This is a genomic window from Paracoccus sp. PAMC 22219, assembly GCF_000787695.1.
GTDB lineage: Bacteria > Pseudomonadota > Alphaproteobacteria > Rhodobacterales > Rhodobacteraceae > Paracoccus.
On the sequence record NZ_BBPH01000176.1, the window covers coordinates 1 to 13064 of the forward strand.

Below are 13064 nucleotides of genomic sequence, written 5' to 3' on the forward strand. Positions count from 1 at the left end.
CGCGCCCTGTCGGCGCTTGCCGCCCATCTTGGCGGTCTGGCGCGGCTGCCGGGCCATGGCGGCGCCTTGGCCCGACGCTGGCTGACGCAGCCACACCTGCCCGCCAAGGGCAACTTGCTGACGCAGCTGGGCGGCGTGGACGAACTTCTGATCCCCGGCGAACGCGCGCCGATGATCCGCGTGCCGAACCCGCTGCCCGCGCTGGCGCATGCCGGGGTGCTGTCCGATGTTGCCTGACGCCCGCGCCCTGCGCCAGACGATCGAGGCGCTGGCCTTTGAGAACATCCTGCGCCCGACGCCGGGCGGCTGGACCGTGGGCGGTCTGACCATCCGCGCGCCGCATCGCCTGCAGGCCAGCGGAAGGTTGCGGCTGCTGGACGATCCGCGCGATGCCACTGGCGGGGTTCTGGACGCGGACGCGCTTGGGGCCGCGCTGGCAAAGGCCGGCCACGACCCCGGCACCCTGCTGGCCGCCATGCGGCGCAGCGCGCATTTCCTGCGTGCGGCCGGGCCGGTGCCAGCCGACCGCCAGTCGCTGACCGGACTGGCGCTGGAGGCGAGCCTGATCGAGGGGCACCCCTATCACCCCGGCTTCAAGACCCGCGCCGGGTTTTCGGATGCCGACAACGCGGCCTTCGGCCCCGAGGGCGGCCAGCCCATCGTCCCGGTCTGGCTGGCGGTCGATCCCACGCTGGTGACGCGGGCAGGAACCGACCCTGCGCAGGGTTGGGCGCAGCCGGGCGCGTCCCGGTTCATCCGTGGCAGTGGCGCAACCTGCAGCGCGACCCGGCGGTGCGGGCGCTGATGGACCGCGGCGCCTTGCAGGTGCTGCCGACAGACGCGCCGCGGATGCAGGCCACGGCGTCGCTGCGAACGCTGGCCGCCTGCGACGGGGGCGACCACCTGAAGCTGTCGCTTGGCGTGGGCGTCACCTCGTCGGTGCGTGATCTGGTGCCGTGGTCGGTGGCGGTGGCGCCCGCGATTTCGGATTGGCTGGGGCGCGTCGTGGCGTCGGACCGGCACCTGGCCGGGCTGACGATCCTGCCGGAACATGGCGCGGCCATCGGGGCGCGCGACCTGCTGGGCGGCAGGCTGGCCGTCATCCGGCGCAGCCGCCGCCCCCGGCGCGATGCCCCTTTCGGCCCTGTCCCTGACCCAACCCGACGGCGCCCGCTGATCGCGCCGTGGCTGGCCGCGCATGGTACCCGCGCCTGGACCGGGCAGCTGCTGGCGATCCTGCGGCCGGTCTGGCGCCTGATGACCCATCACGGCATCGCGCTGGAGGCGCATGGCCAGAACCTGCTGATGACCCATGACGCCGGTTGGCCCACCGGCCTGATCGCCCGCGATTTCAGCGAAAGCCTGGAATACCTGCCCGACCGCCTGACCCTGCCCGCCCCGGACCTGGCCGCGATCGAACCGGCGATGGCGGGTGCCCCGGACGGTACGTATCACCGCATGGGGCGGGCGACCGACCTGCGCGATCTGGTCGCCGACTGCCTGGTGACCCACGTGCTGTCGGATCTGGCCGATCTGCTGCACCGCACCGACCACCTGCCCGAGGCGATCTTCTGGCGGCTGGCCCGTGCCGCCCTGCCCCATGCCCCCGGCCTTGGCACCGAAGCGGCGACAGTCCCGGCGGAAAGCCTGGCCGCGGGGCTGCTGGGCCGCACCGCAACCCATCCCGCGCCGAACCCGCTGAAGGAACCCGCCATGACCCGTCTATTCCACCTGAACGATACCCTCATCGACCCCTTCGGCCCGGACGTTCCCGACCTGCTGGCGGGCCGCGATCCGGACCGCACGCGCATCGCGCTGTTGATGACCGACCGCGCGGCCTGCCTGACGCAGATTTTGTGCCTGCGGGATGCGGGCGCGTCATGCCACCCGATCCATCCGGAAACGCCCCCGGATCAGGCACGCGATCTGGCGCGGCGGGCGGGCTGCGACCTGATGCTGACCGATGCGGGGCTGCAGGGGCTGGGACAGGACGCGCCCCATGCGCCGGGCGGGGTGCTGATCCAGACCAGTTCCGGCACCACCGGCGCGCCCAAGATCATCGCCCGCAGCTGGGCCGCCATCCAGACAGAGATCGACGCCTATCTGCGCGCCTTTCCGCAGGCCGCCGACATGACCCCGGTGATCGCGGCGCCGATCACCCATTCCTATGGCCTGATCGCCGGGGTGCTGGTGGGTCAGGCGCGGGGGCATGTCCCGGTGGTCCTGGACCATGCCAACCCGCGCGCCATCCTGCGCCAGCTGGCGCAGATCCGCGATCCGCTGATCTATGCCGCCCCGCCTTTGCTGAATGTGCTGGCGCGGCTGTCGGGCGCGCAGGGGCTGCATGCGGTGATGTCGTCGGGAACGGTGCTGCCGCAGCCTTGGTTCGATGCCATCCGCGCCGCCACGCGCCACATGTTCCAGCAATACGGCTGTTCCGAGGCGGGCTGCCTGTCCATCGCCCAAGATCCCGACCGCCCCGAGGACATGGGCCTGCCCCTGCCGCATGTCCGCCTGCTGGCCGGTCACGACGCGCCTGCCTCCGTCACCGTCCACGCGGCGGGCGCGGTGGTGCAGACCGGCGATCTGGGCGTGATCGACGCCCGCGGTCACCTGATCTTTGCCGGCCGTCAGGCCGAGGTGATCGATGTCGCGGGCCTGAACGTCTATCCCGCGCAGATAGAGGCCGCCGCCCTGTCGCTGCCGGGCATCACGGACGCGGTGGCCTTTGCCATCCCGGACCCCGCCGCCCATCAGCGTCCCGCCCTGGCCTATGCCGGCGACGTGGCGGTGTCGCTGCTGGACGCCCATCTGGCCGCCCTGCTGTCGCCGCGCCAGCGCCCGGTGCGCCTGATCCGCCTGCCCGCCCTGCCACGCGGTGCGAACGGCAAGATCGCGCGCCGTACCCTTGCCCAGACCCTGTCGGAGACCCCCGCATGACCGACCCCCGCCCGATCCCCACCCCCCAGGATGCCCAGGACCGCATCCGCGCGATCCTGGCCGGACCGATGGCCTGCACCCGCATGGCGGCCTTTGGCCCCGACGCGCGGCTTGGCCATGACCTGGGCCTGGATTCCATCGCCCTGATGACGCTGATGCTGCACCTGGACGAGGCCGGCATCAGCATGGCCGAGGATACGTTCGACCGCGCCCCCGGCATGACCGTCCAGGCCCTGGCCATGGCGCTGGCGGGCGTGACCCCGGCGTCGGAGGAACCCGTCGACATCAAGGTCCATTGCGTCGTCAGCTGCCTGTGCCAGGCGCTGAAGGATCGCGGCGGCATCGACCACCGCCCGCTGTATCTGGGCCTGTGGGACGGTCAGGTGATCGTCGACGACCGGATGCGCCTGTCCTATCACGCGCCGGGGATCGATCACGGGTTCTATCTGGACTGGGCCGCGCGGCTGTTCGGCCTGCATGTCACGCGCTGGCATGACGATGCCGCCCCCGGCGCGCGGAACCTGGACCGCCTGCACGCGCTGCTGGCCGACTGGCGGCCGGGTCGCTATGTCATGCCGATGGTCGACATGGCGCTGCTGCCGCAACGCGACAACAAGTTCGCGCAAGCCAGCTTTCCCCATTACGCCCTGCTGGAACCCACGGCGGACCCCGACACCTGGCTGATGCGCGACCCCGATTTCCGGTGGGAGGGGCCGCTGCCCGCCCGCGACCTGCGCGCGGCGTTCCTGTCGCCGACCGTGGCGGGGGGCTTTGCCTTCGACACCGCGGCCACGCATCCGGCGGACGATGCGACCATCGCCGCAATGCACCGCGCGACCTTTGACGCCGATGCCGTGCCGCTGATCGACGCGATCCGCCGCATCGTGCAGGCCCATGTCTCCGATCTGCCGCGCTGCGATCTGGAACCCGCGCTGCGCGAACTGCCGGTCATCGCGATCCGCAAATACGCCTATGAACACGCGCTGGCGATCTTTGGCGATATCGAGGGTGCCAATCACGACGCGTTCGAGGAGTGCTGCGACCGGATCGCCGCGCTGCATGGCGGGCTGAACGCGGTCCACCTGCGCGCGGTGGCCTTTGCCCGCGGCGGCGACGGCGACGATCTGCTGCAGGTGCTGGCCGATCTGGACCGCCTGACCCTGCTGGAACGCGGCATCAAGGCGACCCTGGGGCAATGGTTCGACCGCTGGCAGGGGGCGCGCGCATGAGGATCAACGCCTGTTCTGTGGCCTTTCGCCACCTTGATGTGACCGCCCGTGACCTGGCCCGATATGTCGCCCGCGAGGGGTTCGACGGGTTGGAGATCTGGGGCCCCCATGCCCACGCGCTGGTCACGGAATGGCAGGCGCTGCCGCAGCGTCCCCCGGTGCCGATGCTGGCGGGCTATCTGCCCATGGGCACCCCGGATTTCCGCCGCGCCGATGCCGACGCCCTGCTGGCGCTGACCGGGGCGTGGGGCGCGCCGCGGCTGCGGCTGTTCGCGGGCGGATTGGGCAGTGAACAGGCGGACACGGACCAGCGCCGTGCCATCCTGCGCGATCTGGCGGTGGTGGCCGACATGGCCCGCGACCGCAGCCTGCGCATCGCGGTCGAGACGCATCCCGGCACCTTGGCCGACAGCCTGCCCGCAACGCTGGCGCTGGTGGACGCGCTGGACCATCCGGCGGTCGGCGTGAACCTCGACGTGCTGCATGTCTGGGAATCAGGGGCGGACCCGGTCGCGGCGCTGGTCGCGCTGCGCGGGCATGTCGATCACCTGCACCTGAAATCCGTGACCGGGCGCGACCGTCTGTCGGTCTTTCACCCGGACAATGTCCACGACCCGCAGGCAGCCGCGCGGGCATGTGCCCGCTGTTGACGGGTGCGGTCGATTACTGGGCGCTGTTGCCGCACGTGCCCGCGGGCATGGACGCATCGCTGGAATGGTTCGGCCCCAAGCCCGCGGCGACGATGGCCGCGGACCTGCGCGCGCTGCGTCGCGGCCTGCTGGATCGGGCTGCGTGACGGGACGCGCGGATTCCGCTCCCGCCCCCCTTTTCATCCCCGGTCATATCCCTATGCTTGCCGCCAAGAAAAGATAAGGTGACGTCATGGCGCGATCGGGACTGGATTACGGCGGAATGATGCATCGCGCGATGCAGGGGCTGATCGCCGAGGTGCTGCGCCAGATCGCCCGCGATGGCCTGCCCGGAGAGCATCACTTCTTCATCACCTTCGACACCCGCGACGACGGGGTCGAGATGGCCGACTGGCTGCGCGAACGCTATCCCGAGGAGATGACCATCGTCATCCAGCACTGGTTCGACAACCTGACGATCCAGCCCGACCATTTCACCATCACGCTGAACTTCGGCAACCAGCCCGAGCCGCTGAAGATCCCGTTCGACGCCCTGCGCACCTTTGTCGATCCGTCCGTCGAATTCGGCCTGCGCTTCGAGACGCAGGACAGCGACGAAGACGAGGATGAGGACGCCGAGGCCGACGCCGAATACCAGCTGGACGCCGAGGATGACGGTGACGACAAGCCCCCCTCGGGCGGTGCCGATGTCGTGCGTCTGGACCGCTGGCGGAAGTAGCGCCATGACCATGCGCGGCCTGTCGGCCTTTCCGATCACGCCGACCGACGCCGCGGGCAGCCCCCTGCCCGCCGACCTGCGCCGCCTGATCCTGCGCCTTAGGCATGCGGGCGTCGACAGCATCGGCGTGCTGGGGTCGACGGGCGGCTATGCCTATCTGGACGCGGACCAGCGCCGCGCGGTCCTGGAAACCGCGCTGGACGCCGCGGGCGGCAAGGTGCCGGTGATCGCGGGCGTGGGCGCCTGCGCAGCGACACCTCGGCCGCGCTGGCGCGCCATGCGGCGGATGCGGGGGCTGCGGGCCTGCTGCTGGCGCCGATGTCCTATACTCCCCTGACCGAGGACGAGGTCTTTGGGCATTTCGAAACGGTCGCCGGGGCGTCGGACCTGCCGATCTGCATCTACAACAACCCCTCGACCACGCATTTCACCTTTACGCCGGCGCTGATCGCGCGTCTGGCGGCGCTGCCCACGGTCACCGCGGTCAAGATGCCGCTGCCCGCGGGCGGCGATTTCGCGGGCCAGATCGCGGCCCTGCGCGCCGATCTGCCGCCCGATTTCGCCATCGGCTACAGCGGCGATTGGGGCTGTCCCGATGCGCTGCTGAACCATGCCGACGGCTGGTTCAGCGTGGCCGCGGGCCTGTGGCCGGACCAGACGCTGACCCTCGCCTGCGCCGCCCGCGCGGGTGACCGGCCGGAAACGGCGCGTTGGCAAGCCCGGTTCCAGCCGATGTGGGACCTGTTCCAGGCCCATGGCAGCCTGCGGGTCGTCCATGCCTGCGCGCGGCTGATGGACCTGACCGACGCGCAGCCTCCGCGTCCGATCCTGCCCCTGCCCGACGCGCTGACCCCGCGCCTGCGGGCGGCGATGCACGCGCTGGACGGCTGAGGGCGCTGTTTGCGCCAGCATACCGTTGCATACGAATTGCACCCGCTGCCCCGGACCGCTACAACCCGCCACGAAACCGTGAGGGAGCGACCCGATGACCAAGACCCGCGTTGAGACCGACAGCTTCGGTCCGCTGGAGGTTGACGCCTCGAAATACTGGGGCGCGCAGACGCAGCGTTCGATCATCAACTTTCCGATTGGCTGGGAACGCCAACCGGTGCCGATCATCCGCGCCATGGGCGCGATCAAGCTGGCCGCCGCGCGGGTAAACCGCGCCTCGGGCGACCTGCCCGGGGATCTGGCCGACGCGATGGAACAGGCCGCGACCGAGGTGTTCCACGGCAAGTTCGACGACAACTTTCCGCTGGTCGTCTGGCAGACCGGGTCCGGCACCCAGTCGAACATGAACGCCAACGAGGTGATCAGCAACCGCGCCATCGAGATCATGGGCGGAGAGATGGGGTCGAAAAAGCCCGTCCACCCGAACGACCACTGCAACATGGGCCAGTCGTCGAACGACACCTTCCCGACGGCCATGCATGTCGGCATCGCCATGCTGGCCCGCGACACGCTGCTGCCCGGACTGGAGAAACTGGCCACAGCGCTGGAGGCCAAGTCCGCCGAGTTCAAGGACATCATCAAGATCGGCCGCACCCACACCCAGGACGCGACGCCCCTGACCCTGGGCCAGGAATTCGGCGGCTATGCCCATCAGGTCCGCAAGGGGATCGAACGGGTCAAGGCGTGCCTGCCCGACATCTATGAACTGGCGCAGGGTGGCACCGCCGTCGGCACCGGCCTGAACACCAAGGTGGGCTGGGACACGGCGATCGCGGCGGAAATCGCCACGATCACCGACCTGCCCTTTGTCACCGCGCCGAACAAGTTCGAGGCGCTGGCCGCCCATGACGCGATGGTCATGTTCTCGGGCGCGCTCAAGACGGTGGCGGGGTCGCTGTTCAAGATCGCCAACGACATGCGCCTGCTGGGCTCCGGCCCCCGGTCGGGTCTGGGAGAGCTGATCCTGCCGGAGAATGAGCCCGGATCGTCCATCATGCCGGGCAAGGTGAACCCCACCCAGGCCGAGGCGCTGACCATGGTCTGCGCCCATGTCATGGGCAATGACGCCGCCGTGGGCTTTGCCGGGTCTCAGGGGCATTTCGAACTGAACGTCTACAACCCGATGATGTCCTACAACGTGCTGCAATCCATGCAGCTTCTGGGCGACGCGGCCAGCAGCTTCACCGACAACATGGTCGTGGGCACGCAGGCCAACGTGAAACGCATCGACCAGCTGATGCGCGAATCGCTGATGCTGGTGACGGCGCTGGCGCCCACCATCGGCTATGACAACGCCACCAAGGTCGCGAAAACGGCGCACAAGAACGGCACCACCCTGCGCGAGGAGGCCATCGCCTTGGGCTTCGTCGACGGAGAGACCTTCGACCGCGTCGTCCGCCCCGAGGACATGATCAGCCCCAAGGGCTGACCCTCTTGACCCGAACGCGGGGGGCGCGCCACAGTGGCGCGCCCCTTGTCGTTTCCCGGACCGCCATGACCCGCATCATCAACCTCCGCCAGGCCCGCAAGACCCGCGACCGCGACGCCAAGCGCGCCAAGGGCGACGCGAACGCCGCCCTGCATGGAGAGGCCAAGCCCCTGCGCGATGCGCGACAGGCCGAACGGGACCGCGCAACCCGCGTGCTGGACGCGCACCGTCGCGACGCCCCGGACGAATGATCGACCTGCCCCCCATGACGCCGCCGCTGAAGCGGTCGGTCACCATCGACGGCCACCGCACCTCGGTCTCGCTGGAGGACGCATTCTGGAAGGCGCTGGCGACCCAGGCCACCGCCCGCGACATGACCCGCGCCGCCCTGATCGGACAGATCGACCACGCCCGCCCCCCGCAGATCGGCCTGGCTACCGCCCTGCGCCTGTTTGTCCTGTCCGCCACGCAGCAGCAGGACGGCTGAAGTCTCCGTTGCCCAAATATCCCCGGGGGTGAATTGGCCGCAGGCCAAGAGGGGGCTGGAAGCCCCCTATCCCCGCAGATCCGGCAGGACGTGGTCGCGGAACTGCTCCCGCAGGGTCAGCTTGCTGATCTTGCCGGTCGCGGTCAGCGGCATCTCGTCGACATAGACGACGTCGTCGGGCAGCTGCCAGCCGGCCAGATGCGCGCCCAGATGCGTCCGCATCTCCTCCAGCCCCGGCCGCGCCGTCCCCTTGGGCTTGATCACCAGCAGCGGACGTTCGTCCCATTTCGGATGGGGCAGCGCGATGACCGCGCATTGCGCGACATCCGGATGGGCGACCGCCAGGTTCTCGACGTCGATCGAGCTGATCCACTCGCCACCCGACTTGATCAGGTCCTTGGCCCGGTCGCGCAGGGTCAAAACCCCTTCCGCGCTGATCGACGCGATGTCGCCCGTGCCGAACCAACCATCCGCGTCGATGGCACGCGCCGTCGCGTCGGCATTGTCGTGATACCCCGCAGCGACGGTGTTGCCGCGCACGAACAGCTCGCCCATGGCGCGCCCGTCATGGGGCTGGCGGGTGCCCGCATCGTCCACGATCTTCATCTCGACCCCAAAGACGCGGCGCCCCTGCGCCTGCTTCAGGGCCATGCGGCGCTCGAACGGCAGATCGCGCTGCGCCGGGGTCAGCGACCCCTGGCTGCCAAGCGGAGACGTCTCGGTCATGCCCCAGGCGTGGTTCACGTCGATGCCCAGACGCTCGAACCCCTCGGTCAGGCTGCGGGGCATGGCGCTGCCGCCCACGACGATGTGGCGCAGGCCCGAGGGTTTGGCGCCGCGAACCTGGATCTCGGCGAACAGGCCCTGCCAGATGGTGGGCACGCCCCAGGCGCTTTGCACGCCCTCCGCCTGGCACAGGTCCCACAGGCTGGCCCCGTCCAGCGCAGGGCCCGGCATGATCAGGCTGGCCCCGATCAGCGGCGCAGTGAAGGGCAGACCCCAGGCGTTGACGTGAAACAGCGGCACCACCGGCAGGATGCGCGGCTGCGGCCCCAGGTCGGGGCCCAGCACCGCGGCCGTCGCCAGCGCGTGCAGCATGTTGGACCGGTGCGAATAGAGGACCCCCTTGGGATCGCCCGTCGTCCCCGAGGTATAGCACAGGCCCGATGCGGTCGTTTCCGGGAACTCGGGCCAGACGCGCTCGGTCGGCTGTCCTGCCAGCAGGTCCTCATAGCACAGCGCGTCCAGCGTGGTCGCAGGCATGTGGGCCGCGTCCGTCATCACGACATAGCGCATGGGCGGCAGGCGATCCTGCAGCTTTTCCAGCAGCGGGACGAAGGTCAGGTCGGTGAACAACAGCCCGTCGCCCGCGTGATGCGCGATGAACACCATCTGGTCGGCCGACAGGCGCGGGTTGATGGTGTGACAGACCGCCCCGATGGACGGGACGGCGTGATAGATCTCCAGATGGCGATGGCCGTTCCAGGCCAGCGTCGCGACCCGGTCGCCCGGCGCCACGCCCAGCGCCTCCAGCGCAAAGGACAACTGGACCGCGCGGGCGCGGGTCTGGGACCAGCCTTGGCGGTGCAGGTCGCCCTCGACCCGGCGCGACACGATCTGCGCCTCGGGAAAGCTCTCGGCGGCAAAATCCAGAAGCCCGCCTTGCAGCAGCGGGCGGTGCATCATCAGACCGTCCATGACGTCTCCTCCATCATGGCGCATGATGACGCGATCGCGGCGCGTTTCAACCCGCGCGGTGCTTGCCTGCCGCAGGGTCAGCGGGCGCTGACATGCGTCGAGGTCAGGTCCAGCAGCACAGCGCCGTCCGCGTCGCTGACCAGCGTGCGCACGGTCGAGATGCGCCGCCCCTGCCGCACCCAGGATGCCAGCGCGGTCAGCACCCCGTCGCGACGGTTGGTCAGCAGTTGCGCGTTCAGCGTGATGGCGACCGGAAAGTTGTCCATCCCCTCCTGCGGCTGCTCTCCGCCCAGGACCAGGTTCGTGGCGACCACATCCGCGAACCAGACCAGCGCGCCGGCATGGATCGTGCCGAACGGGTTCAGCACGCCCGCGGTCACGATCATCTCTCCGGTCGCTTCCTGTTCGTTCACGCCGGTGATCTCGAATTCGATCTGTCCGGCAAGGGTGTGGTCCGACATCCCCCAAGTCCTTCTCATCAGGCGCGGGCACGCCGCGAATTATCCTTGCCCGACCCTAGCGGGTCAGGCGCGCGATCAGCGACGACGTGTCCCACCGACCGCCGCCCATCGCCTGCACGTCCTTGTAGAACTGGTCCACCAGCGCGGTCACCGGCAGGGCCGCGCCCAGCTGGTCGCCCGCCTGCAGGCAGATCGCCAGATCCTTGCGCATCCAGTCCACGGCGAAACCGTGCTCGAACTCGCCGCGATGCATGGTGGCATGGCGATTGACCATCTGCCAACTGCCTGCCGCACCCTGGCTGATCACCTCGACGACATCGGCCACGTCCAGTCCCGCCTTTTGCGCGAAAGCCAGCGATTCCGACAGCGCCTGGACCAACCCCGCGATCGCGATCTGGTTGCACATCTTGGTCATCTGACCCGCGCCCACATCGCCCATCCGGCGACAGATCTTGGCATAGGCGTCGATGACCGGGGCGGCGCGGTCGAAATCCTCGGCGGAACCGCCGCACATCACCGACAGCTGGCCGTTCTCGGCCCCCGCCTGCCCCCCGGACACGGGCGCGTCGACATAGCCGATGCCCGCCTGCGCCGCAGCCTGCGCCAACTCCTGCGTCACTTGGGCCGATACCGTGGTGTGATCGACAAAGACCGCGCCGCGCACCATGCCCGCGAACGCGCCATCCGGCCCAAGGCACACCTGGCGCAGGTCGTCGTCATTGCCCACGCAGCACATCACCAGGTCCGCACCCTGCGCCGCCTCGCGCGGGGTCGGCGCGGATGCGCCGCCGTGGCGACCGACCCAGGCCTCGGCCTTGGCCGGGCTGCGGTTGAACACCGTCACCTGGTGCCCTGCCCCTGCCAGATGCCCGGCCATCGGAAAGCCCATCACGCCCAGTCCCAGAAACGCCGTCTTGGCCATGCAAATCTCCCTCGGGTCGCTGCCCGTGGCGCGGCGGTGCGTTGAAATGCCCGCGCGCCTGTCCTATGCAGCACACCACCATCCATGCGCGGCAGGGTCAACCCGTGCCGCGCCCCCGGCCAAGGACCTGCCCGCACATGCTGACCTTGTTTCGCTGGCTTCTGCGGCTGACCATCGCGCTGATCGTGCTGGCGGTGCTGTCCGCCGTGCTGATCTGGTATTTCGCGGTGCGGTCCCTTCCCGATTACACGGCCAGCTATCCGGTGACGGGCATCACCGCCCCGGTCGAGATCGTGCGCTCGACAGAAAACGTGCCGCATATCTTCGGCGAAACCGATGCGGACGTGTTCTTTGCCCTGGGGCTGGCCCATGCCCAGGACCGGCTGTTCCAGATGACCCTGCTGCGCCGCGCGGCCCAGGGCCGCCTGGCCGAGGTTCACGGCCCCCGCGCCCTGCCCGCCGATGACCTGGTGCGCAGGCTGGGCCTGCAGCGCGCGGCCCAAGCCTCGCTGGAGGTGCAGGACGACGACACCCGCGCGGCATTGCAGGCCTATGCCGACGGGGTGAACCAGTGGATCCGCATCGTCAACGACGGCGCGATGGGCCGCGGCGCGCCGGAATTCTTTCTGTTCCCGGACGTGATCACCTTCTGGCAGCCGGCCGATTCGCTGTCGATCCTGAAGCTGCTGGCCGCCGCCAGCACCGATTCCGCGGGGGACGAGATCCTGCGCGCCCGCCTGGCCCTGGCCTGGCCCGAAGGCGGCATGCAGATCGTCGACCGCGCCGACACGCCAGCCTCCCTGCCGACCTATGCCGGGCTGTTCCCCGCGCCCGCCTTGGGGCGCCCGAACGGCGGCTGGACCCGCAGGCGGAATACGATCCGCTTGGCTTTCTGCGCCCCGGGCAGGCGCTTGGCGGCAACGCCTTCGGCGCCGAACCGCAGCGGACGGCGGCGGGCGCGGCGCTTTTGGCCAATGACCTGCATGCAGGGCTGACGGTGCCGTCGCTGTACTATCTGGCGCGGTTGGAGCTGACGGGCGGCGGGGTGATCGGTGCGACGGTGCCCGGCATGCCACTGGTCCTGTCGGGGCGCAACCCGACGCTGTCCTGGGCGCTGACGCCGCTGGACCTGGACGTGGCCGACATCGCCATCGAAGAGGTGCAGCCCGGCAACCCCGACCGCTATCGCGGCGTGCAGGGCTGGACCGAGTTCGACACCCGGACCGAGGTGATCCGCGTGCTGGACGCCGCCCCCCAGACCATCACCCTGCGGGAGACGCAGAACGGTCCCATCGTCCCCGGCCTGGACCCCGGCCTGCGCGACGTGACGCCCATCGGCCATGTACCCTCGCTGCGCTGGACCGGGCTGTCGCAGCGCGACCGCACCATGTCCGCGCTGATGGGCCTGATGCGCGCGGGTGACACGGACCAGGCCACCCGCGCGCTGGCCGATGTCGTGGCCCCGGCGCTGGACGTCACGCTGGCTCAGGGCGACGCGATCACCCGCCTCGCCGCCGGAGCCGCGCCGGAACGGGCCGCCGATCACCCAACCGGGGGCGCCTGCCCGCGCCCGGCTGGC

General features: G+C 70.0%; 14 protein-coding genes and 2 pseudogenes. 13 read left to right on the forward strand and 3 right to left on the reverse strand.

Annotated elements, in window-relative coordinates; translation table 11 throughout:
- The 11 genes and pseudogenes from TY51_RS22875 to TY51_RS17135 all read left to right on the forward strand — a co-directional run.
- Window positions 1-237 (forward strand): hypothetical protein (locus TY51_RS22875; RefSeq protein WP_042251821.1); only part of this gene is annotated, 237 nt, incomplete at its 5' end.
- The gene (locus TY51_RS24120) at window positions 227-805 is read left to right on the forward strand and encodes an IucA/IucC family protein (RefSeq protein ID WP_052650385.1); all 579 of its coding nucleotides are present in this window, start codon (window positions 227-229) and stop codon (window positions 803-805) included. The genes TY51_RS22875 and TY51_RS24120, both read left to right, overlap by 11 nt.
- Window positions 805-2940: an IucA/IucC family C-terminal-domain containing protein gene (locus tag TY51_RS24125; RefSeq protein WP_255351434.1), complete on the forward strand. Its 2136-nt coding sequence runs from the start codon at window positions 805-807 to the stop codon at window positions 2938-2940. Before TY51_RS24120 ends, TY51_RS24125 begins: the two co-directional genes overlap by 1 nt.
- Window positions 2937-4169, forward strand: coding sequence for a DUF6005 family protein (locus TY51_RS17105; protein WP_052650387.1), 1233 nt, complete (start codon window positions 2937-2939; stop codon window positions 4167-4169). The genes TY51_RS24125 and TY51_RS17105 overlap by 4 nt, the downstream gene beginning before the upstream one ends.
- Entirely contained in the window at window positions 4166-4819 is a 654-nt protein-coding gene (locus TY51_RS17110; protein ID WP_052650389.1) for a sugar phosphate isomerase/epimerase, read from the forward strand. The genes TY51_RS17105 and TY51_RS17110 overlap by 4 nt, the downstream gene beginning before the upstream one ends.
- A complete protein-coding gene (locus TY51_RS22215) occupies window positions 4804-4965 on the forward strand; it encodes a hypothetical protein (RefSeq protein ID WP_156118104.1) in 162 nt (53 codons plus the stop codon). The genes TY51_RS17110 and TY51_RS22215 overlap by 16 nt, the downstream gene beginning before the upstream one ends.
- A gap of 86 nt (window positions 4966-5051) precedes the next feature.
- Window positions 5052-5537, forward strand: a complete 486-nt coding sequence (locus TY51_RS17115) for an SspB family protein (RefSeq protein WP_042251823.1) — start codon at window positions 5052-5054, stop codon at window positions 5535-5537.
- Between the two features lie 10 nt (window positions 5538-5547).
- A pseudogene (locus tag TY51_RS17120) lies at window positions 5548-6428 on the forward strand (dihydrodipicolinate synthase family protein).
- A gap of 94 nt (window positions 6429-6522) precedes the next feature.
- The gene (gene fumC, locus TY51_RS17125; RefSeq protein ID WP_042251826.1) at window positions 6523-7917 is read left to right on the forward strand and encodes a class II fumarate hydratase; all 1395 of its coding nucleotides are present in this window, start codon (window positions 6523-6525) and stop codon (window positions 7915-7917) included.
- 65 nt (window positions 7918-7982) lie between these two features.
- A complete protein-coding gene (locus TY51_RS17130; protein ID WP_042251829.1) occupies window positions 7983-8168 on the forward strand; it encodes a DUF4169 family protein in 186 nt (61 codons plus the stop codon).
- The gene (locus TY51_RS17135) at window positions 8165-8404 is read left to right on the forward strand and encodes a ribbon-helix-helix domain-containing protein (RefSeq protein ID WP_042251831.1); all 240 of its coding nucleotides are present in this window, start codon (window positions 8165-8167) and stop codon (window positions 8402-8404) included. Before TY51_RS17130 ends, TY51_RS17135 begins: the two co-directional genes overlap by 4 nt.
- A 66-nt stretch (window positions 8405-8470) precedes the next feature.
- On the opposite strand, the gene TY51_RS17140 is transcribed toward TY51_RS17135, so the two are convergent.
- The 3 genes from TY51_RS17140 to TY51_RS17150 form a co-directional block, all read right to left on the reverse strand.
- Entirely contained in the window at window positions 8471-10102 is a 1632-nt protein-coding gene (locus TY51_RS17140; RefSeq protein ID WP_042251833.1) for a long-chain fatty acid--CoA ligase, read from the reverse strand.
- A gap of 77 nt (window positions 10103-10179) precedes the next feature.
- A complete protein-coding gene (locus tag TY51_RS17145) occupies window positions 10180-10563 on the reverse strand; it encodes a PaaI family thioesterase (RefSeq protein ID WP_042251834.1) in 384 nt (127 codons plus the stop codon).
- A gap of 55 nt (window positions 10564-10618) precedes the next feature.
- Entirely contained in the window at window positions 10619-11485 is an 867-nt protein-coding gene (locus tag TY51_RS17150; protein WP_042251838.1) for an NAD(P)-dependent oxidoreductase, read from the reverse strand.
- A 137-nt stretch (window positions 11486-11622) separates the two neighbouring features.
- Here TY51_RS17150 and TY51_RS24130 point away from each other — a divergent pair.
- A pseudogene (locus tag TY51_RS24130) lies at window positions 11623-12171 on the forward strand (penicillin acylase family protein); the annotation flags it as partial.
- Window positions 12057-13064 (forward strand): penicillin acylase family protein (locus TY51_RS21345; RefSeq protein WP_255351435.1); only part of this gene is annotated, 1008 nt, incomplete at its 3' end. The pseudogene TY51_RS24130 and the gene TY51_RS21345, both read left to right, overlap by 115 nt.